Origin of the sequence: Paraburkholderia sp. RL17-368-BIF-A, assembly GCF_046054045.1 — a bacterium.
GTDB lineage: Bacteria > Pseudomonadota > Gammaproteobacteria > Burkholderiales > Burkholderiaceae > Paraburkholderia > Paraburkholderia graminis.
The window spans coordinates 427,588-449,412 of record NZ_JARESN010000003.1; the positions used below are offsets into that span (position 1 = coordinate 427,588).

Sequence of the window (21,825 nt, forward strand, 5' to 3'; positions counted from 1 at the left end):
GCGTGAATCAGTTGAAATCGCTTTCGAGGAACGGCGTGCGCTTGACGGCCTGATCGAGCGTGACGAGCGTCTCGAGCAGATCGGCCATGCGATGGAGCGGCACCGCGTTCGGACCATCCGACTTCGCTTCTGCCGGATTCGGGTGCGTTTCCATGAAGAGACCGGCGACGCCGACCGCCACGGCCGCACGCGCGAGCACCGGCACGAATTCGCGCTGACCGCCCGAGCTCGTGCCCTGGCCGCCCGGCAACTGCACCGAATGCGTGGCGTCGAACACGATCGGCGCGTTGGTTTCGCGCATGATCGCGAGCGACCGCATGTCCGACACGAGGTTGTTATAACCGAACGACACGCCGCGCTCGCATGCCATGAAGCGGTCTTCGGAAAGATCCGCCTCACGCGCCGCGTCGCGCGCCTTGTCGATCACGTTCTTCATGTCGTGCGGCGCGAGAAACTGGCCTTTCTTGATGTTGACCGGTTTGCCCGAACGCGCGCACGCGTGAATGAAGTCGGTTTGACGGCACAGGAAAGCCGGCGTTTGCAGCACGTCTACCACTGATGCGACCTGCTCGATCTCGTGCTCGGCGTGAACGTCCGTCAGCACCGGCAAACCGAGTTGACGCTTCACTTCCGACAGGATGCGCAAACCTTCGTCCATGCCGAGACCGCGAAACGACTTGCCGCTGCTGCGATTGGCCTTGTCGTACGACGATTTGTAGATGAACGGAATGTTCAGCTTCGCGCAGATTTCCTTCAGGCGGCCCGCGGTGTCGATCGTCATTTGCTCCGATTCGACGACACACGTGCCCGCGATCAGGAAAAACGGCTTGTCGAGCCCGATTTCGAAATCGCCCAGTTTCATGCTTTCTCCCCGACTTCGCTCGCGACGCGCGACTGCTGATGCGCGAGCGCGGCTTCGACGAACGACTTGAACAGCGGATGGCCGTCGCGCGGCGTGGACGTGAATTCCGGGTGGAACTGCACGCCGACGAACCACGGGTGCATGCTGCGCGGCAGTTCCATCATTTCCGGCAGATCTTCACTCGGGGTACGGGCGCTGATGATAAGACCACCGGCTTCGAGCTGGGGCACGAAGCGGTTATTGACTTCATAACGGTGACGGTGACGCTCGTTCACGTCCTTGCCGTAAATCTCTTCGGCCATCGTGCCGGGCTTGATCGGGCAGCGTTGCGAACCGAGGCGCATCGTGCCGCCGAGGTCGGATTCTTCCGTGCGCTTTTCGACGCGGCCTTCGCGGTCGTACCACTCGGTGATCAGCGCGACCACGCGGTTCGGCGTTTCCTGATCAAACTCGGTGCTGTTCGCGTCTTTCAGCGCGACCACGTCGCGTGCGAATTCGATCACGGCCAGTTGCATGCCGAGACAGATGCCGAGATACGGCACCTTCGCTTCACGCGCATAGCGGATCGCGGCGATCTTGCCTTCGGTGCCGCGACGGCCGAAGCCGCCAGGCACGAGCACGGCGTCCAGATGCTTGAGACTTTCGACGCCCTGCGTCTCGATCTCTTCCGAATCGATGTACTCGATGTTCACGCGCGTGGACGTATGCATGGATGCATGACGCAGCGCTTCGATCAGCGACTTGTACGACTCCGTCAGATCGACATACTTGCCGACCATGCCGATCGTGACTTCGTGCTTCGGATTCTGCAACTTCTCGACGAGTTCGGCCCACATCGACAGATCGGCGGGCTTCGGCGTGAGCTTCAATTCTTCGCAGATGATCGCGTCGAGACCCTGGTCGTGCAGCATCTGCGGAATCTTGTAGATGCTGTCCGCGTCCCACACCGAAATAACGGCGTCTTCGGGCACGTTCGAGAACATGGAGATTTTCGCGCGCTCGTCGTCCGGAATGCGGCGGTCGGCGCGGCACAGCAGCACGTGCGGCGAGATACCGATTTCGCGCAGCTTCTGCACGCTGTGTTGCGTGGGCTTGGTCTTCAGTTCGCCGGCGGTGGCGACCCAGGGCACCAGCGTGAGGTGCACGAAGCACGCGCTGTTGCGGCCCATGCGCAGGCTCATTTGACGCGCGGCTTCGAGGAACGGCAGCGATTCGATATCGCCCACCGTGCCGCCGACTTCGACGATCGCGACGTCCGGCTCGCCGCAGGTAGCGGAAGCTGCCCCACGCTCGATGAACGCCTGGATTTCATTCGTGATGTGCGGAATGACCTGCACCGTCTTGCCGAGATAATCGCCGCGGCGTTCCTTGCGGATCACCGATTCGTAAATCTGGCCCGTGGTGAAGTTATTGGCCTTGCGCATCTTCGTGCTGATGAAGCGCTCATAGTGGCCGAGGTCGAGGTCGGTTTCCGCTCCGTCTTCCGTCACGAACACTTCGCCGTGTTGAAACGGGCTCATCGTGCCGGGGTCGACGTTGATGTAGGGATCGAGCTTGAGAAGAGTGACTTTGAGACCGCGCGATTCGAGGATCGCGGCGAGGGAAGCGGCGGCAATACCCTTGCCGAGGGAAGATACTACGCCGCCGGTGACGAAAACATATTTGGTCATCGCTGGATGCTCGCGGGAAAAACGGATTATACCGTAAAGCAGGGTCTCAACCCCAGCAAAATGCGAGCGCCCGCGGCAAGCCGATGCGCCGCGCGAGCCACGGCGATCGACGCGCGCCGCCTCAGCCGCGCTCGCTCAGTTCGCGCAACATCCGCTGCACGGCGCGCGCGGTTTCGATCGGCTTTTCCATCGGAAACAGATGGCTGCCCTCGATCCATTCGATGTGCCCGCCCGTCGCCCGGCGCGTCGCGCTCAAGCCGACCTGGCGGACTTCCTTCGAGCGCGTGCCGCCGATGAAACCCACCGGCACCGGCGCGCCGCGCGCGAGCCGCGCACCGAGCGTGTGCGGCAAGGTCCGGTAGATCTGATATTCGATGCGCCGATCGAACGCGAGACTGCGCGAGCCGTCGTGCGAGACCTGCGGAATGCCGAACTCGATGTAGTCGGACAGCATGCGCTCGTCCCAACGCGCGAACGCGGGCTTCGAATGAAAATGCCGCCACGCCTCGTCGCGGCTCGCCCAGTGCGTTCGGCGCGTGCGGGTCGCGGCCGCGGGCGACAGCCGCTCGTCGAGCCCGGTGAATTGCGACACGCGCAGGATGCTGCTGCGCCAGCCGGCGACCACCGGCGAATCGAGCATCACGACGCCCCTCACCCACTGCGGCTTTTTCAGCGCGGCCATGAGCGACAGATAACCGCCAAGCGAATGGCCGACGAGCCACACAGGCTGCTCATACGTGCGGCCGATGTCGTCGATCAATTGCTCGACGAGATGCGGCCAGTCCTGCGTCACCGGAAAGCGCGGATCGTGTGCGATGCGTTCGATGTAGCGCACGTCGTAGTCGTCGGAGAGTTCGGCGAAAATCGTCCGGTAAGTCGAGGCCGGAAAGCCGTTCGCGTGCGAAAAATGAATGATGTTTTTCAACTGCGGTTATCTCCGTTCTGTTTTCGTTTTCGCGCGGCGGGTGAAGCGGTGCGGCATCTGGAAGGTATGCCGCAGTGTTCGCGGGTGCGTTCGCGGGTGCGCTCGTGGCGGCGCTTGTTGTGTGGCTGTGTGGCTGTGTGGCTGTGTGGCTGTGTGGCGGAACTGCCCATTTTCAGCCTCTCCTTTTGCGATGCGCCGATGCCGCTGACACGATCTGCGAACGTCGAGCGAACGTTGGGCGAGCATTCATCGATCCATCCAGTAGCGCCGCTGCGTGTCGCGATAACGCTCGACCGTGAGCGCGGCGTCTGGCGCATGCGGAGCGTCGCGCGCGGCGAAGTAAGGATCGACAAGCACGCGCACCGCGCCGTCCGAATCGCTCCTGCCCAACTCGATGTGCCGCGCCGAATAGCGCGCCAGCACGCCCGCACTGGGATGATGAAACCGGTTGCGATAGCCTACCTGAAATAGCGCGACGAGCGGGTCGATAGAATCGAGGAACGGTTCAGTGGATGAGGTCTTGCTGCCATGATGCGGGACCACGAGCACCTGAGCGCGAAGCATGTCGCGATCGCGCGAAAGCAGCACGCGTTCGGACGGGGCCTCGATGTCTGCGGTTAGGAGCGCGGCGAGGGGCGTGGCTTGGGGTTGGGGGGTTGGTCCCGCGGTCGGTGCGCTGTTCGGTGCGCTGGTCGATGCGCTGGTCGATGCGCCGGTCGGTGCGCCGGTCGGTGCGTTGGTCGATGCGCCGGTCGGTGCGCTGGTCGGTGCGCTGGTCGGTGCGGTGTTTGATGCGCTGGTCGGTGCGCTGCGCACTGAGCTATCTGTGTCACCCGTGCCATCCACGCCCGCACTCTCCGCACCGCTGTGAACGGCACTACCCGATTCCGACGCAACCGCCAGTGGCAACGTGCTCACGCGCAGCACGCAGCAATGCGCGTTCGGCTTGCCTTGCAGCGGCCCGGGGTCGGGCCAGAGCATCGCGAACTCGACGCCATCCCACTGCCACCGCTGACCCGCCGCGCACGGCCATGTGTCTGCGCCGCGTTGCCGCGCGTTCGTCCATAGCGCGTTGGCAGGCGCGAGCGCGGCGACCATCTGACGAACCTCGATGGCATCCAGCACGGCCGGCGCGCCGCCCGAATGGTCGGAATCGGCATGGCTGATGATCAATGTATCGAGCGCATTCACGCCATGCGCTCGCAAATACGGCACCACTACTCGCTCGCCGGCATGCGTCGATTCGGGCCCTGGTCCGGCATCGAACAGCAGCGCGTGATGCGCGGTCTCGACCAGCACCGACGTGCCCTGCCCCACATCAAGCGCGGTTAGCCGGAAGCTGCCGTGCGGCGGCCCGGACGGCGCGGGCACGACAAGCGGCAGCCATGTGAGCGGCGCGGCCCAGCGCAACGGCCAGCCGCGCGGCGCAAGACACCAGAGCACGCCGGTCGCGGCGGCGGCGAGCGTCCATGCATTCGGCTGCGGCAGCCACCAGAGCACCCAACGCGGCCCGGACAGCCGTTGCAATCCCGCGATCATCACCTCGAGCAACGCGTGCGCGATGCGCCACGCGTAGGCATCGAGCGGCGCGGGCAACACGACGCCGGCCAGCACCGACGGCGTGACCAACACGCTCACCCACGGAATCGCGAACGTATTCGCGAGCGGGCCGATGAGCGGAATCTGGGCGAACCAGTAGACGGTCAACGGCGCGAGCGCGAGTGTGACAGCGAACTGGACATGGGCGGCGCCATAGAGCCGCTCGCCGAACGCGCGAATGCGCCGTGCGGCGACAATGCGAAAGCGGGACAAGGGTAACGAGGGCGATAAGTGCGACAACCGGGACGCGCGCGATAGGCGGAACAACCGCGACAAGCCTAACGATCGCAACGCGTGTGACACCCGCGACGAGCACGATAGGCGCAACAACCGCGATACGTCGAACAACTGCAACGCGCGCGACAGCCGCGACGAGCGCGATAACGGCAACACGCCCAATAAGCCCAACACCCGCGGCACGCGGGACAAACGCAACGACCGCCACAAGCGAGTTGGCCCCGACGACGCCGCCAACACCCCGCCCGCCCCAACGCCATCGTCGTCGATCTCATCAAAATGCTGCTCACGGCCCCACACCCGCGACCGCCCCGACGTCGCAAAAAGAATCGCCGCCACCGCGCAGAAGGACAACCAGAATCCCGCCGACACCACCGCCCACGGATCGATCAGCACCACGAGCCCGAGCGCCCACGCAAGCACGGCCGAGCGCGGCACATTGCGCCCGCTCACATAGGCGAGCGCGACGACGCTTGCCATCCACAACGCGCGTTGCACGGGCACGTTGAAACCGGCCAGCGCCGCGTGCAGCGCGGCAAACAGCGCGCCGCCCGTCACCGCGACGATTTGCGCTGGCAGCCACAACGGCCAGTTGCGGCCGATCCATCCCGAGCGCCGCCAGAAAGCGCCCGCGAGCCAGGCGGCGATCCCCGCGGCAAAGCCGATATGCAAGCCCGAAATCGCCACGAGATGACTTGTGCCGGTGGCGCGCATCAGTTGCCAATCGACGTCGCTGATCTCGTCCTGTGCCCCGATCGCCAGCGCGACGACGATGCCGCGATGCGGCGCGCTGCCAAGCACCGTGTCGATTCGTGCCCGCAGCGCCGCGCGCCAGCGGTCCACGGTCACGCCGACACCGCGCGCGTCTGGCCGCAACCGCACCGCCTGCGCCGCCGCGCTGACGTAGCCGGTGGCGCGCACATTACGCGCGAGCAGCGCAGCTTCCGCATCGCGCAGACCGAAGTTCGCATTGCCGTGCGGCCGTTTCAGACGCACGCGCAAACGCCAGCGCTCGCCGGGCCGAAGCGGCGGCGGAGCTTCGTCCGCGATCCATGCAAGTTGAATGACGCGAGGAAAGATGACCGGCGTCGGCGGCAGCGGTCCCGCTTCGTGTGAGTCCACCGACTCGACATCGAACAGAAAACGCGCGCCGTTATCGTCGCGCGCGGGCAATCCTTTGATGCTGCCGGTCACGTCGATGTCGCGGCCTTCCCACGCGAGCGGCAAGCTTGGAGCAAGCCGCGCGTCGGCGCGCCACGCGGCATAGCCGAAGCCCGCGCCCCAGGCCACACAACAGACCGCGCACCAGCCCGCGAAAGAACGCCAGCGCCGCAAGGTCCAGTGTGCGACCGCGCCGTAGTCGCCGCCCGCGTCGCACTCGTCGCACTGAATCTCGGCCCGCCGACGCAACCCCCAAATCGCAACAGCCGACGCCGCACAGGCCAACGACACCAACAAGCACCCGCCTCTCCAACCCGGCAACTCAGCCTGCTGCTGCAGCCAGATCACACCCAACGCAAACCCACACCACCATGCACGCATCCGCCCTCCGCCCGCCATCCACCGGACGAAACAACGAACACCCGCTCACCGCGCGGCGCAACGCACAGGCATGCCGGGACGTGTGTCTCGCCCGGCGCGAACCACTCACGAACCACTCGAATCAATCGCTTCGATTATGCAGAGGAAAGTGCGAGCCGCGGCAGCGCGGCGAGCGCGTTAGCCGTTGTGCCTAGGGCGGTCTCGTCGACGGCCATGCCGCGCAATTGCGCGAGCCCCGCGCCGATGCCTGGAATCTGCTCGGGCGAGTTGCGCTGTTTGTAGATCCAGGAGGGTGGAATATCGGGCGCGTCGGTCTCGACCACGAGCGCGTCGAACGGCAACTGTTCGGCGAGGCGCCGAATCTGCCGCGCGCGCTCGAACGTCAGATTGCCGCCGAAGCCGAGATGCATCCCCTGATCGATGTAGGCCTGCGCCTGCTGGAAGCTGCCGTTGAACGCATGCGCGATGCCGCGATGAATCTGGTGCCGGCGCAGTCCCTTGATCACCTGGTCCTGCGATTTGCGCACATGGCAGATCACCGGCAGATCGAATTCCCGCGCGATCTCAAGCTGGCCGTTGTAGAAGAATTGCTGCCGGGCGTCGTCGAGGCCGTCGACGAAATAGTCCAGACCGATCTCGCCGATGCCGACAAAGCGCGGATCGTCGAGACTCGCCTCGATTTCCGCGCGCAGCAGTTCGAGGTCGCCGTCCTGCGCGGAGGGCGTGAAGAGCGGATGAATCCCGAGCGCGTATGCGCCGCCTTCGAAGCGATGCGCCAGTTCGCGCACGGTCGCGAAGTTCTGCCGGCCAATGGCGGGAATCACGATACGCCCGACGCCCGCGCCTCGCGCCGCCGTCGCGACGTGCTCGCGATCGGCGTCGAATTCGGAAGCGTCGAGATGGCAGTGCGTATCGATCCACATGACTTGCCTCGCTAGCTGAGCAACTGAGTGAGCAAATGAGCCGCAGAGCAACAGAACGCTTTAAACGGAACGCGGCGCTGACTGGAACGTAGCCAAGCGGGCGAACCTGGCGAGCCCGTACCCGGCAACAACCCAACTTCGCCCGCACCGCCCCGCCTCCCCGTCACACCGGCACGGGCGGCTCTTCGTATAGAACGCCGTCGCGCAGCCGCATGATGCGGTCGCACCGGCCCGCGAGTTCCGGATCGTGCGTGACGATCACGAAGCTCGTTTCGAGCGTTCGCGACAGTTCCAGCATCAGGTTGAAGACGGTATCCGCGGTGCCGCCGTCGAGGTTGCCCGTCGGTTCATCGGCGAGAACGCACGCCGGTTTCGTGACCAGCGCCCGCGCGATCGCCACGCGCTGACGCTCGCCGCCCGACAGTTCGCCCGGCCGATGTTTCGCGCGATGCGCCATGCCGACGCGCTCCAGCACCGCGAGCGCCTCGCGGCGCGACGCTTCGGTTGTCATGCGGCGAATTCGCAGCGGCATCGCGACGTTGTCGAGCGCGGAAAATTCCGGCAGCAAATGATGAAACTGATACACGAAGCCGAGCGCGCGATTGCGCAGGTCGTTGCGCTCGCGCTCGGAGAGTTTCGTGAACGGCTTGCCCATCACCGAGACATGGCCCGCGCTCGGATCGTCGAGACCGCCGAGCACATGCAGCAGCGTGCTCTTGCCTGAACCGGACGCGCCGACAATCGCGAGTTTCTCGCCGCGCCGCACGCTCAACTGCGTGTTGTTCAGCACCTGGACATTCAGACCGCCCTGCACGAACGACTTCGAAATGCCGGTCGCTTCCAGCACGTAGGGATGCGGCGTCGTTTCCTGAGCGGTCATGGGTAAAGTTGCGGAACGGTCATTCATAACGCAGCGCCTCCGCGGGACGGACTTTGGCGCCGCGCCAGCTCGGGTAAAGCGTGGCCACGGCCGACATCAGGAATGCAATGATGCCGATGCGCGCGACGTCGGCGGGAATCAGCTCGGACGGCAACTCGCTGATGAAATACACCGACGGCGGCAGGAACTGCACGCCGAACGCATGCTCGATCATCGGCACGAGCCACGGAATGCTCCACGCGATCAGGCAACCGAGCGCAACGCCGGTCGCCGTGCCGATAAAGCCGATCGTGACGCCCTGCACGACAAAAATCTTCATGATCGAACGCGGCTGCGCGCCGAGCGTTCGCAAGATTGCGATGTCGGCCTGCTTGTTGGTCACCGTCATCACCAGCGACGACACGAGATTGAACGCCGCCACCGCGATGATCAGCGTGAGGATGATGAACATCATGCGTTTTTCGATCTGCACCGCCGAGAACCAGGTCTTGTTCTGCTGGGTCCAGTCGCGGATATACAGGTCGCCGGAGAGGCTCCGCGCGAGCTGATGCGCGACTTCGGGCGCCCGCTGCATGTCGGCGAGGCGCAGCCGCACGCCGGTCGGCGCGGGCAGCCGGAACAGCGCCTGCGCGTCCTTGATGTTGATGAGCGCCAGCGTGCTGTCGTACTCGTAATGCCCGGACTCGAAGATGCCCACCACCGTGAACTGCTTCAGGCGCGGCAGCATGCCGGCCGGCGTGATGGTGCCTTCGGGCGCGACGAGCGTGATCTTGTCGTTGACGGCGACGCCCAGGTTGGTCGCGAGATCCGCGCCCAGCACGATGCCGAATTCGCCCGGCACGAGGTCCGTCAGCTTGCCGCCTTTCATTTCCTTGCCGATGTCCGAGACCTGCGGCTCGAGCGCCGGTTCGATGCCGCGCAGCGCGACGCCGCTCACGGCGTCCTGGCGTGTGAGCAGTGCCTGCGCTTCGACATAGGGCGCGGCGCCGATCACCTCCTTGTTCTGGCGCGCTTCCTGAGCGGTGAGTTGCCAGTTGGGCATCGACCCGGTCGGCGAGAAAATTTCGACGTGCGCGAGCACCGACAGCATCCGGTCGCGCACTTCTTTCTGGAAGCCGTTCATCACGGACAGCACGACGATCAGCGCGGCCACGCCGAGCGCGATGCCCGACATCGACACGAGCGCGATAAAGGAGATAAAACCGTTGCCGGTCGTGCGTTTGCCGGCGCGCGTGTAGCGCCAGCCGATCTGCCATTCATAGGGAAATTTCAAGCGAGTCCTTTTCTGCGTTCTTCGGCCACCGTTCTTCGGCCACTCTTGCCGCCGGGGCCGCCGCTGCGCGGCTGCGGTTGCGGTTGCTTGCGGCTGCCCGCGGTTGCGCATGGTTGCGTGGCCCGAGTGTCCTGATCATTGGTGTCGCGGCAATGCGGATGGTTCCAGTCTGGTCTGGCGGCGCAACTCCGCGCCAGACTCCACCCCATATCGCCGATGCCGCCACCGTCAATCAAGCGCGAAGTTTGCCATACAATGCCGCGCCGCCGCGTAAAGGGACGGGTGACGAGCGGCGGGTCGGCGAGGTCCGCGCGGTTGACCGGTTGCCGCAGTTGACGTGTCGCTGCGTGGACGCGTTGCCGGAGTTGACGCGTTCCCGCGGTGCGCCGGCTTGCGCGTTCACCGCCTTCGCCGCAAAGCGCCCTGCGGCGATCCCTCGCGAGCCCACCGCGGCGCAAATGCTCCCGCTGTCCGCCAGCCGCTCTACGCCCGCCCCAGCGCAAATGCTCCCGCCGTCCGCCAGCCGCTTCACGCCCTCCGCGACGCCAACGCCCGCGCCCGCCATCCGCCGCGCCAATCGAAATCGCCGCACGCTTTGCCCTACAATGCGCAGCATCATGCACGCCAACCGCCTCCATCTTCTGCTTCCTTTCGCGCTGCCTGCCGCAGCCGATGCCGTCACTGCCCTCCACGACATCCGCAGCCCCGCCCTCGACCGGCTGATCGCGCGCGCGACGCTCGTGGAACGCGTGATCGGCGAGGATTTCCAGCGCACGCTGCCGCATGAACGGTGGATCGCTCGCCAGTTCGGCGCTTTATCGACCAGTGCGACCAGTGCGACGAGCGCGACCAGCACGACCCGCCCCGCCGACGCCACCAATGCAAGCCCGGCCGCCGACGAAGCCCCGCTCGCCCCGTACATGCTGCGCGCCGACGGCGGCGATCCCGGCGACGCCACCTGGGCCTGCGTGCAGCCGGTGCACGTGCGCATCGCGCATGACCATCTGGTGCTAATCGATCCGGCGTCGCTCGAACTCTCGGACGAAGAAGCCAGCGCGCTGCTCGCGGTGGCGCGGCCGCTCATCGAAGAACTCGGCGTGCGAATCGAGGCGCCGAATCCCACGCGCTGGTATCTGTCCGGCGACGGCTTCGGCACGCTCGCCGGCGCATCGCCGCTGCGCGCGAGCGGCCGCAACATCGAAATCTGGCTGCCGCACGAGGCGCATTCCGGCGAGCGCTCGCGCGCGTGGATGAAGCTGCAGAACGAAGTGCAGATGGCCTGGTTCGAGCATCCCGTCAACGAGTCGCGTGAAGCGCGCGGCCTGCCCGCCGTCAACTCCATCTGGTTTCATGCGCAAGGCGCGGCGCGTCCTGTGCAAAGCCCGTTCACGCAAGTTTTCTCCGACGCCGCCGCCACGCGCGGCCTCGCGATGACGGCCGGCACGCCGGTCGCGGCGCCGCCGGCGTCGTTCGCGGCGCTGGCGTCGTCGGCGTCGTCGCCGTTGGCTAAAGACGCCGGCAGCGACAACAACACAACGCTCGTCGAGCTCGATCCGTTCTCGGCGCCTTACATCGAACAGGACTGGGCCCGCTGGAACGCGGCCTTCGCGTCGTTGCAGGGCGACTGGATCGAACCGGCGCTCGCAGCGCTCGAATCGGGCGCGCTCGCGCAACTCGGCCTGACGCTATGCGGCGACACTGGCTCGGTGACGCTCAGCATCACACGCGGCGATCTGCGCAAGTTCTGGCGGCGGCGCGTGCTCGCGTCGCTGTTCATCGAATGATCGACCGCACGACCTAACGTCCACGCCCCTATCGACGCACCAACCGACGCCCCTTCACAATGACCCGAATCGTTACGCGCGCCTGTTCTCCCGTCGACGCCGAAATCCTCGTGCGCCACGGCCTGCATCCGGTGCTCGCGCGCCTCTATGCGGCGCGCGGCGTGTGCCTGCCCGACGAGCTCGAAACCGGCCTCGCGCGCCTCGTGCCGCCCGCCGCGCTCAAGGGTTGCGACGAGGCCGCCGCGCTGCTCGCCGACGCCATCCAGCAGAAGCGCCGCATGCTGGTCGTCGCCGATTACGATTGCGACGGCGCCACCGCCTGCGCAGTCGCGGTGCGCGGGCTGCGCATGTTCGGCGGCAAGATCGATTACCTCGTGCCGAACCGCTTTGAATACGGCTATGGGCTCACGCCCGAGATCGTCGCGCTGGCCGCGCAAAGCGCGTCGGGCAAGCCGGAACTGCTGATCACCGTCGATAACGGCATCGCGAGCGTGGACGGCGTGGAAGCGGCGAACGCGCTCGGCATCGACGTGCTCGTCACCGATCACCATCTGCCCGGCGACCAGTTGCCGGCCGCGCGCGCCATCGTCAATCCGAATCAGCCGGGCTGCGAGTTCCCGAGCAAGTGCATCGCGGGCGTGGGCGTGATGTTTTACGTGCTGCTCGCGTTGCGCGCGGAATTGCGCCGGCGCGGCGCGTTCGGCGACGACTTTCCCGAGCCGCGCCTGGACGGCCTGCTCGATCTGGTCGCGCTCGGCACCGTCGCCGATGTCGTGAAGCTCGACGGCAATAACCGCGTGCTCGTCGCGCAAGGTTTGCAGCGCATCCGCAAAGGCAAGATGCAGCCGGGCATCGCCGCCCTCTTTCGCGCGGCCGCTCGCGACGCGCGCAACGCGTCGGGCTTCGACCTCGGCTTCGCGCTCGGTCCGCGCCTGAACGCGGCCGGACGGCTGTCCGACATGTCGCTCGGGATCGAATGCCTGACAACCGACGACATCGGCCGCGCATGGGAACTCGCGCAGCAGCTCGACACGATGAACCGCGAGCGGCGCGAGATCGAAGCCGGCATGCAGCAGCAGGCGCTCGACGACCTCTCGTCGATCGACCCCGACGGCGCGACCACCATCACGCTGTTCAATCCGGCGTGGCATCAGGGCGTGATCGGCATCGTCGCGGGACGGCTGAAGGAGAAGTTTCACCGGCCCGCGTTCACGTTCGCGCTCGCCGACGACAGCGGCCAGCTCGTCAAAGGCTCGGGGCGTTCTATCGCGGGCTTTCATCTGCGCGATGCACTCGATCTGATCTCGAAGCGCGAACCCGGCATGATCGTCAAATTCGGCGGCCACGCGATGGCCGCGGGCCTCACGCTCTCGACCGCCGACGTGCCGCGTTTCACGGCCGCGTTCGAAGCGGTCGGCCGCGAATGGCTGAGCGACGACGCGCTGTCGCGCACCGTCGAAACCGACGGCGAACTCGAGGACGCGTATTTCACGCCGCAATTCGTCGACATGCTCGACGCCGCCGTGTGGGGCCAAGGCTTTCCGGCGCCGGTGTTCTCGGGCGAATTCGACGTGGCGTCGCAGGCGCTCGTGAAGGACAAGCACCTCAAGCTGCAACTGATGCGCGGCCGCCAGCGCTTCAACGCGATCTGGTTCAACCACACGGACACGCTGCCCGCGCGCACCACGGTCGCGTACCGGCTCGCGAGCGATACGTGGAACGGCGTGTCGCGCGTGCAATTGATCGTCGAGCATGCGGTGAGCTAGCACGCTCGTCAACGAACTGCCGCGGCAGCGCACGCCCAACTCGCGCCCAACTCTCACACAGCACGCACCGCCCGAAAATCTCCGCAAAATCAACCGCAAACACGCGCCGGATCGCCACGAGGCCTCCGGCGCGGCACGCCGATCGGCTATAATTTCCCCTTTTTACGAAGCCACAAAGATCGACATGGAAGCGGAACGTCTCAACGCGATCGAAGCCTCTCTGGCGGACCTGCGCACGCGCGCGGCCGACCTACGGGGGTATCTTTGACTACGACGACAAATCTCGTCGTCTGATCGAAGTCAACCGGGAACTCGAAGACCCGGACGTCTGGAACGACTCGAAACACGCCCAGGCGCTCGGCCGGGAAAAGAAGCTGCTCGACGACACGGTCGGCAAACTCACCTCGCTGCACAACGACTTGCGCGACGCGCAAGACCTGTTCGAGATGGCGCGTGAAGAAGGCGACGACGAAACGCTCGTCGCCTGCGAAGCGGACGCGCAAGCGCTCGAGCAGCGCGTGGCCGACATGGAATTTCGCCGCATGTTCGCGAACCCCGCCGACCCGAACAACGCGTTCCTGGACATCCAGGCCGGCGCGGGCGGCACCGAGGCGTGCGACTGGGCCGCCATGCTGCTGCGCCAGTACCTGCGCTATTGCGAACGCAAGGGCTTCAAGACGGAAGTGCTCGAGCAGACCGACGGCGACGTCGCGGGCATCAAGAACGCCACCATCAAGATAGAAGGCGAATACGCGTACGGCTTTTTGCGCACCGAAACCGGCGTGCACCGCCTCGTGCGTAAATCGCCGTTCGATTCTTCGGGCGGGCGTCATACGTCGTTCTCGTCGGTGTTCGTGTATCCGGAAGTCGACGATTCGATCGAAGTGGACATCAACCCGGCCGATCTGCGTATCGACACGTACCGCGCGTCGGGCGCGGGCGGTCAGCACATCAACAAGACCGATTCCGCGGTGCGTATCACGCACATGCCGTCGGGCATCGTCGTGCAATGCCAGAACGACCGCTCGCAGCACCGCAACCGCGCGGAAGCCATGGCCATGCTGAAATCGCGCCTGTACGAAGCGGAAATCCGCAAGCGTCAGGCCGAGCAGGACAAGCTCGAAGCCGGCAAGACCGATGTGGGCTGGGGTCATCAGATCCGCTCGTACGTGCTGGACAACAGCCGCATCAAGGATCTGCGCACCAACGTCGAAATCAGCAATACGAAGAGCGTGCTCGACGGCGATCTCGATCCGTTTATCAGCGCAAGTCTGAAGCAAGGCGTCTAAGCGACAACCGGCGCGGCACGCACAGCCGCGCCGCCTCTTTTTATTGCCTGAGGTTTTTCACCGACTGGCTGTTCGCAAGCGGCTCGACCCACGCGGACCACGAACACCAAGACCATCATGAACGAACCGATCCAACCGAACCTCGTGCCCGAGGTGGACGACAACAAGATCATCGCGGAGCGCCGCGAAAAGCTGCGCGAATTGCGCGAGCAAGGCGTCGCCTATCCGAACGATTTCCGTCCCACGCATCACGCCGAAGATCTGCAGGCGCAGTTCGAGCACACCGACAAGGAAGCGCTCGAAGCGAATCCGCTCGAAGTCGCGATCGCCGGCCGCATGATGCTCAAGCGCGTGATGGGCAAGGCGAGCTTTGCGACCGTGCGCGACGGCTCGGGTCAGATCCAGTTCTTCATCACGCCGGCCGATGTCGGCCAGGAAACGTACGACGCCTTCAAGAAGTGGGACATGGGCGACATCGTCGCGGCGCGCGGCGTGCTGTTCCGCACGAACAAGGGCGAGCTGTCGGTGCGCTGCACCGAACTGCGTTTGCTGTCGAAGTCGCTGCGTCCGCTGCCGGACAAGTTTCATGGCCTGTCGGACCAGGAAATGAAGTATCGGCAACGCTATGTCGATCTGATCGTGACGCCGGAAACGCGCAAGACATTCGTCGCGCGAACCAAGGCGATTTCGTCGATCCGTAAATTCATGGCGGATGCCGGCTTCATGGAAGTCGAAACGCCGATGCTGCACCCCATTCCCGGCGGCGCGGCGGCCAAGCCGTTCACCACGCATCACAACGCGCTCGACATGCAGATGTTCCTGCGCATCGCACCCGAGCTGTATCTGAAGCGTCTCGTGGTCGGCGGCTTCGAGCGCGTGTTCGAGGTCAACCGGAATTTCCGTAACGAGGGCGTGTCCGTGCGCCACAATCCGGAATTCACGATGATCGAGTTTTACGCGGCCTACACCGACTACAAGTGGGTGATGGATTTCACCGAGCAGTTGATCCGCCAGGCCGCCATCGACGCATTGGGCACGGCCACCATCACGTACCAGGGGCGCGAGCTGGATCTGGCCAAGCCGTTCCACCGTTTGACGATCACGCAGGCCATCCAGAAATACGCGCCGCAATACACGAACGAGCAGCTCGCCGACAGCGCGTTTTTGCGCACCGAGTTGAAGAAGTTCGGCGTGGATGCGTCGCAGCCGCAGTTCCTGAACGCGGGCGTGGGTTCGCTGCAACTCGCGCTCTTCGAGGAAACCGCCGAGTCGCAGTTGTGGGAGCCGACGTACATCATCGACTATCCGCTCGAAGTGTCGCCGCTCGCGCGCGCGTCGGACAAGGTCGAGGGCATTACGGAGCGCTTCGAGCTCTTCATTACCGGCCGCGAGATCGCGAACGGCTTCTCGGAGCTGAACGATCCGGAAGACCAGGCCGCGCGCTTCAGGAAGCAGGTCGACCAGAAGGACGCCGGCGACGAAGAAGCCATGTTCTACGACGCGGACTATATCCGCGCGCTCGAATACGGCATGCCGCCGGCGGGCGGCTGCGGCATCGGCATCGACCGTCTGGTGATGATGCTGACCGACAGCCCGAGCATCCGCGACGTGATTCTGTTCCCGCATCTGCGTCGCGAGGACTGAAGACCGCGGTTTTTGCTTGCGGTGGATTTGTGGAAACGCCCGGCTCGATGTCGGGCGTTTTCTTTTGCACGCGCTGCATGAGACGCCGTTTGTAACGATAGGTAAAAGCCCCGCTGCCCCCAGCCGTCGCACGACGGCTTTCCGGCAAATCGTTACAATTCGAAACGCCTCGGGGATCGAATTCCGCGAGACTGGGTCTCACTAGAAGTCACTCTGCCGAAGACGGAGGTCAAGATGGACAAGCCCAACACGCAACCCGCCACACAAGCTGCCCCGCCGACGCCGCCGACTCAGCGGCGGCTTCATCCGCTCGTCGCGACTGCCGCGGGCGCGGTAATCATCGCGAGCCTCGTCGCCACGGCGGCCGTCACCGGCATGCTCCCCAAGGCGTCGAGCAACGGCGAACCGACGAATCAGACGCAAGCGGCGCAGGTTGTGCCGCAAAGCGCGCAGCAACAGCAACCTGTGGTCGATTCGGCGGCGCCGGCGAATCTGGCTGCGCAGCAGCCAGCGCAGACAGCCGCCGCACAGCCCGCCGAGCCGCAACGCGCACCCGCACCCGTGCAGCAGCAATACGCCCAACAGCAACCCGCGCCGCAACCACAGGCCGAGCCCGCGCCTCAATACGCTCAGCCACAGCAGCCTGTACAGCAAGCGCATTGCTCGACGTGCGGCACGGTGGTCGCGATCTCCGCGGCGCGTCAGGAAGGACACGGCACCGGCATCGGCGCAGTCGGCGGTGCAGTGGCCGGCGGCGTGGTCGGCAACCAGTTCGGCAACGGCAACGGCCGCACCGCGATGACGCTGCTCGGCGCGCTCGGCGGCGGGCTCGCCGGCAACTCGGTCGAAAAACATATCCGCAGCACGACGTCGTATTCCGTGCGGGTACGGATGGAAAACGGCAAGACGCGCTACTTCACGTATCACGAAGCGCCGCCCTTCCAGCAAGGTCAGCGCGTTCGCGTGCAAAACGGCACGCTCGTCGCGGACTAAACGCGGACTAAACGCCGCGGCGCTTAAACCTCACACGCACACGAAGTCAGCGCGCATAAAAAAGGCGATTCCAATGATGGAATCGCCTTTTTCCTTCCTGCCTCGGCATCGGCCGAAACCGCTTCGCAACCTCAGTAATCCGCGTCTTCAATCCATGCAGCCTGAATCGCCTCGAGAATTTTTTCGTTCGACCGGTTCGGGTCGTCGTCGAATCCTTCCAGCTCCGTGACCCAGCGATGCAGGTCGGTGAAGCGCACCTGCTGCGGATCGACGTTCTGATGCTTGTCGGTCAGGGCCATCGCGATGTCTTGCGTATCGGTCCACTTCATGGCTGCGTCCTCCTGTTAGTGGTTTTCCTTCGCGTGATTGATCGAGTAACGCGGGATTTCAACGACCAGGTCCTGCTCGGCCGGAACGATCGCCTGGCACGACAGACGCGAAGCCGGCTCGAGCCCCCACGCCTTGTCCAACAGATCGTCCTCGTCTTCCTCGGACGGCGTCAAGGCGGCGAAACCCTCACGCACGATCACGTGACAGGTCGTGCACGCGCACGACTTCTCGCAGGCATGCTCGATTTCGATGCCGTTATCGAGCAGGTTGTCGCAAATGCTCTTGCCGGGCACGGCTTCGATCACCGCGCCTTCCGGGCACAGTTCGACGTGAGGCAGCACAACGATTTGAGGCATACATTTTCCGTTTGGGTCTGAGGCGCGGCCTCAAACAGGCTTCGCACCATTTTACTGGCGACGCGCGGAGTTTTTAAGTCCGCGTGTCTTTAAGTCCATCGCGCTCATGGGTTTGCAGCGGCGAACCGCGGCTGGCCACGTGAGCGCGGCAAGCGTCAGATCTCGTCGAGCTTGCGGCCGGCGAGCGCGCGGCGAATGCCTTTGTTCATGCGGCGGGCGGCGAATTCGTCGGTGCCTTCGGCGAGCTTTTTGGTCGCCGCTTCGATTGCGTCGACGTCGTCGCTCTGCGCCACGTCGCGCAAGCCGTTCAGCAGCGCGTCGAGTTCCGCGCGTTCGCTGTCGTCGAGCAGTTCGGCGTCGGCGGCGAGCGCCGCGCCGGTTGCTTCGATCAAACGCCGCGCCTCGACTTGCGCCTCGCGCAGCGCGCGGGCGCGCATGTCGACTTCGGCGGTCGAGAAGCTGTCCTCCAGCATGCGCGCGATGTCGTCGTCGGCGAGACCATACGACGGCTTCACGACCACCGACGCCTCCACGCCCGAGCCCAGCTCGCGCGCGAACACGGACAAGAGGCCGTCCGCATCCACCTGATACGTCACGCGGATGCGCGCGGCGCCCGCCGCCATCGGCGGAATGCCGCGCAGCTCGAAACGCGCGAGCGAACGGCAGTCGCTGACGAGCTCGCGCTCGCCTTGCACGACGTGGATCGCCATCGCGGTCTGGCCGTCCTTGAAGGTCGTGAAATCCTGCGCGCGCGCGACCGGAATGGTCGAATTGCGCGGGATGATCTTCTCGGTCAGCCCGCCCATCGTCTCGACGCCGAGCGACAGCGGAATCACGTCGAGCAGCAGCCAGTCGTCGCCGTCCGCGCCGCGGTTGCCCGCGAGCAGATCGGCCTGGATCGCCGCGCCGAGCGCGACGACCTGGTCCGGGTTGAGATTGGTCAGCGGCGGCTGGCCGAAGAACGCTTCGACCGCGCGGCGAATCACCGGCATGCGGGTCGCGCCGCCCACCAGCACGACGCCCTTGATGTCCTTCGTCGCGACTTTTGCGTCACGCAGCGCTTTCTTGGTCGGGCCGAGCGTGCGTTGCACGAGCGACTGTGTGATGGCCTCGAAAGTAGCCTCGGCGATCGTCAGATCGATCCTGGTGCCGTTCGAAAGCGTCGCGGCGAGGGTTGCCTCAGGCGCGTTCGACAACGCCTCCTTGGTCGTGCGCACGCTGTCGAGCAGCAGCCGCACGTCTTCCGGCGCGAGCGACTGCGGCGCGATGCCGGCCTGCTGCAGCACATGGCGATAGAGCGCGTGGTCGAAATCGTCGCCGCCGAGCGCGGAGTCGCCGCCCGCCGCCAGCACTTCGAACACGCCTTTCGTGAGCTTCAGAATCGACAGGTCGAAGGTGCCGCCGCCGAGGTCGTAGACCGCGTACAGGCCTTCCGAGCCGTTGTCGAGGCCGTAGGCGATTGCGGCCGCCGTCGGTTCGTTCAGCAGGCGCAGCACGTTCAGGCCGGCGAGGCGCGCGGCGTCTTTCGTGGCCTGGCGCTGCGCCTCGTCGAAATAGGCCGGCACCGTGATGACCGCGCCGACCAGTTCGTCGCCGAGCGTGTCTTCGGCGCGCTGGCGCAGCGTCGCGAGAATTTCCGCCGACACTTCGACCGGACTCTTCACGCCGTCGACGGTGCGAATCTGCACCATGCCGGGCGCGTCGATGAAATCGTACGGCGCGTTTTCGGCGCCCTCGACTTCCGCCTTGCCGCGGCCCATGAAGCGCTTGACGGAGACGATCGTGTTGCGCGGATCGGTCGCCGCCTCGGCCTTGGCCGCGCGGCCGATACGCCGGCCGCCCTTTTCCAGGTAGCGCACGACAGAGGGCAGCAACACGTGGCCATCTTCGTCAGGCAGCACGTCGGGCACACCGCTGCGCACGGCGGCGACGAGAGAATTGGTCGTGCCGAGATCGATACCGACCGCCAGACGCCGCTGATGGGGCGCCGGCGCCATGCCGGGTTCGGAGATTTGCAGTAAGGCCATCTGGATCTTCTCGGAGCCGCGAAGCCCCGTCCTGAATTTTGCGTTGCTGGATGTAGTGCCAAAGCCGCGTCAGCGCCAATGCGATGCGATGCGACGCGCCGGTATGCGACGCGCTGAACGAGGCTAGCTCTCGAGCCGCTCGATCTGCGAGCCGGTTTCCGACGCCACCCGTTCGATGAACATCAACTGCCGCACCGCCTCGCCCGCCGCCTGGTCCGCGCCGCTGTCGAGCAATGCGCCGAGCTTGTCGAAACGCACGCGCTCTTCGTCGCGCAATTCGCCGAGCAGCGCATCGAGCGCGTCGACGTTCTTCGCCGCGGCGGCGTCTTCGATCGCTTCGCGCCATTCCATCTGCTGCATCAGAAACGCCGGCTCCATCGCCGTGTTGTCGTGCGCGCCGATGTCGATGCCGCGCAGATGCAACAGATACGTCGCGCGCTTGAGCGGATCGCGCAGCGTCTGATACGCCTCGTTCGCGCGCGTCGCCCATTGCATCGCGATGCGCTTTTGCGCGTCGCCGGCCGCCGCGAAGCGGTCCGGATGCACTTGCGCCTGCACCGTGCGATACGCGTGATCGAGCGCGGCGGGATCGAGCGCGAATTGCGCCGGAAGACCAAAGAGGTCGAAGTGGCTATCGTTCAGCGAGGCCATCGGATAGAAGTTTCCGTTCATTCAAAGGAGCGCATGCAAAGCGCAGTCCCGCGGTGCGATCGTGTGATTGTGCGATCTTGCGAAGCAAACTAAAAAGGCGGCCCGCGCCGCCTTTGGTCCGCTCCACGCGGAAGTTCCGGTTATACGCGGAACGACTCGCCGCAACCGCACTCGTCCTTCACGTTCGGATTGTTGAACTTGAAGCCTTCATTCAGGCCCTCGCGCGCGAAATCGAGCTCGGTTCCGTCGATATAAGCGAGGCTCTTCGGGTCGACAATGATCTTCACGCCGTTGCATTCGAATACCTCGTCTTCGGGCGCGAGTTCGTCCACATACTCGAGCTTGTAGGCCAAGCCGGAGCAGCCGGTGGTGCGCACGCCCAGACGCAGGCCCACGCCTTTACCACGACGGATCAGATACTTCTGCACGTGCTGTGCTGCCTTTTCGGTCAACGTAATTGCCATAGCGTTTCTCATTGCGCGGTGCGTGCCGACGCCCCGCTGCCCTGCCTGCATCAAATATCGCTCATGCGTGACGGCGCGAACCCACCGCGCCGTTCGCTTCCGCCGTTCGCTTCAACTCGCCCGATCGCTTTCGAACTCGTGGCTTCAGGCGTGCTGCTGGTCGCCTTCCACTACTGCTGCTTCGCCGTGACGTTGCTTGTAGTCGGCGACCGCTGCCTTGATCGCGTCTTCCGCGAGAATCGAGCAGTGGATTTTCACCGGCGGCAACGCGAGTTCTTCGGCGATCTGCGTGTTCTTGATCGACATAGCCTGATCGAGCGTCTTGCCCTTCACCCACTCGGTGACGAGCGAGCTCGACGCGATCGCCGAACCGCAGCCGTACGTCTTGAACTTCGCGTCTTCGATGATGCCGTCCGCGCCCACGCGGATCTGCAGCTTCATCACGTCGCCGCATGCGGGTGCGCCGACCATGCCGGTGCCGACCGCGTCGTCGTCCTTCGAGAACGAGCCGACGTTGCGCGGGTTTTCGTAGTGGTCCAGAACCTTGTCGCTATAAGCCATGATTACACTCCTTGATTCGTTTCAATCTGCGTGTTCGTAAATTGCGCGG

The 21,825-nt window shown here is 65.0% G+C and carries 18 protein-coding genes; 5 read left to right on the plus strand and 13 right to left on the minus strand.

The window, feature by feature from the left end:
• Positions 1–7: 7 nt before the first annotated feature.
• From kdsA to P0D87_RS07915, 7 genes are all read right to left on the minus strand, one after another.
• Positions 8–862, minus strand: a complete 855-nt coding sequence (gene kdsA, locus P0D87_RS07885) for a 3-deoxy-8-phosphooctulonate synthase (RefSeq protein ID WP_053858436.1) — start codon at positions 860–862, stop codon at positions 8–10.
• Positions 859–2,532, minus strand: coding sequence for a CTP synthase (pyrG, locus tag P0D87_RS07890; protein WP_006051288.1), 1,674 nt, complete (start codon positions 2,530–2,532; stop codon positions 859–861). Before pyrG ends, kdsA begins: the two co-directional genes overlap by 4 nt.
• A 121-nt stretch (positions 2,533–2,653) precedes the next feature.
• Complete coding sequence (locus P0D87_RS07895; RefSeq protein ID WP_006051287.1) at positions 2,654–3,457, minus strand: alpha/beta fold hydrolase; 804 nt, start codon at positions 3,455–3,457, stop codon at positions 2,654–2,656.
• Positions 3,458–3,703: 246 nt separating this feature from the next.
• Entirely contained in the window at positions 3,704–6,835 is a 3,132-nt protein-coding gene (locus tag P0D87_RS07900) for a ComEC/Rec2 family competence protein (RefSeq protein WP_053858437.1), read from the minus strand.
• 134 nt (positions 6,836–6,969) lie between these two features.
• On the minus strand, positions 6,970–7,758 hold the full coding sequence (locus P0D87_RS07905) for a TatD family hydrolase (protein ID WP_029967474.1): 789 nt from the start codon (positions 7,756–7,758) through the stop codon (positions 6,970–6,972).
• Between the two features lie 163 nt (positions 7,759–7,921).
• Positions 7,922–8,665, minus strand: coding sequence for a lipoprotein-releasing ABC transporter ATP-binding protein LolD (lolD, locus tag P0D87_RS07910; protein ID WP_029967476.1), 744 nt, complete (start codon positions 8,663–8,665; stop codon positions 7,922–7,924).
• A complete protein-coding gene (locus P0D87_RS07915; RefSeq protein WP_006051283.1) occupies positions 8,658–9,911 on the minus strand; it encodes a lipoprotein-releasing ABC transporter permease subunit in 1,254 nt (417 codons plus the stop codon). The genes lolD and P0D87_RS07915 overlap by 8 nt, the downstream gene beginning before the upstream one ends.
• A gap of 605 nt (positions 9,912–10,516) precedes the next feature.
• On the opposite strand from P0D87_RS07915, the gene P0D87_RS07920 reads away from it, so the two are divergent.
• From P0D87_RS07920 to P0D87_RS07940, 5 genes are all read left to right on the plus strand, one after another.
• The gene (locus P0D87_RS07920) at positions 10,517–11,695 is read left to right on the plus strand and encodes a hypothetical protein (RefSeq protein ID WP_053858439.1); all 1,179 of its coding nucleotides are present in this window, start codon (positions 10,517–10,519) and stop codon (positions 11,693–11,695) included.
• Positions 11,696–11,754: 59 nt separating this feature from the next.
• Positions 11,755–13,461, plus strand: a complete 1,707-nt coding sequence (recJ, locus tag P0D87_RS07925; RefSeq protein ID WP_053858440.1) for a single-stranded-DNA-specific exonuclease RecJ — start codon at positions 11,755–11,757, stop codon at positions 13,459–13,461.
• 184 nt (positions 13,462–13,645) lie between these two features.
• Positions 13,646–14,750, plus strand: a protein-coding gene (gene prfB / locus P0D87_RS07930; protein WP_107706556.1) for a peptide chain release factor 2 whose coding sequence is annotated in 2 segments (ribosomal slippage) — positions 13,646–13,726 and positions 13,728–14,750 — 1,104 coding nt in all. Because the reading frame shifts where the segments join, the coding sequence is not laid out codon by codon here.
• A gap of 117 nt (positions 14,751–14,867) precedes the next feature.
• On the plus strand, positions 14,868–16,394 hold the full coding sequence (gene lysS, locus P0D87_RS07935) for a lysine--tRNA ligase (protein ID WP_029967482.1): 1,527 nt from the start codon (positions 14,868–14,870) through the stop codon (positions 16,392–16,394).
• 234 nt (positions 16,395–16,628) lie between these two features.
• A complete protein-coding gene (locus P0D87_RS07940; RefSeq protein ID WP_053858441.1) occupies positions 16,629–17,387 on the plus strand; it encodes a glycine zipper 2TM domain-containing protein in 759 nt (252 codons plus the stop codon).
• Positions 17,388–17,518: 131 nt separating this feature from the next.
• On the opposite strand, the gene iscX is transcribed toward P0D87_RS07940, so the two are convergent.
• The 6 genes from iscX to iscU all read right to left on the minus strand — a co-directional run bounded on the left by iscX (position 17,519) and on the right by iscU (position 21,776).
• Complete coding sequence (gene iscX / locus P0D87_RS07945) at positions 17,519–17,716, minus strand: Fe-S cluster assembly protein IscX (RefSeq protein ID WP_006051276.1); 198 nt, start codon at positions 17,714–17,716, stop codon at positions 17,519–17,521.
• 15 nt (positions 17,717–17,731) lie between these two features.
• A complete protein-coding gene (fdx, locus tag P0D87_RS07950) occupies positions 17,732–18,073 on the minus strand; it encodes an ISC system 2Fe-2S type ferredoxin (RefSeq protein ID WP_006051275.1) in 342 nt (113 codons plus the stop codon).
• A 155-nt stretch (positions 18,074–18,228) separates the two neighbouring features.
• The gene (gene hscA / locus P0D87_RS07955; protein ID WP_053858442.1) at positions 18,229–20,100 is read right to left on the minus strand and encodes a Fe-S protein assembly chaperone HscA; all 1,872 of its coding nucleotides are present in this window, start codon (positions 20,098–20,100) and stop codon (positions 18,229–18,231) included.
• A gap of 123 nt (positions 20,101–20,223) precedes the next feature.
• Complete coding sequence (hscB, locus tag P0D87_RS07960; protein WP_029967488.1) at positions 20,224–20,751, minus strand: Fe-S protein assembly co-chaperone HscB; 528 nt, start codon at positions 20,749–20,751, stop codon at positions 20,224–20,226.
• 140 nt (positions 20,752–20,891) lie between these two features.
• Positions 20,892–21,215 (minus strand): iron-sulfur cluster assembly protein IscA, encoded by a 324-nt coding sequence (gene iscA, locus P0D87_RS07965; RefSeq protein WP_029967490.1) that lies wholly within the window; start codon positions 21,213–21,215, stop codon positions 20,892–20,894.
• A gap of 144 nt (positions 21,216–21,359) precedes the next feature.
• On the minus strand, positions 21,360–21,776 hold the full coding sequence (gene iscU / locus P0D87_RS07970) for a Fe-S cluster assembly scaffold IscU (protein WP_006051271.1): 417 nt from the start codon (positions 21,774–21,776) through the stop codon (positions 21,360–21,362).
• Positions 21,777–21,825 lie beyond the last annotated feature (49 nt).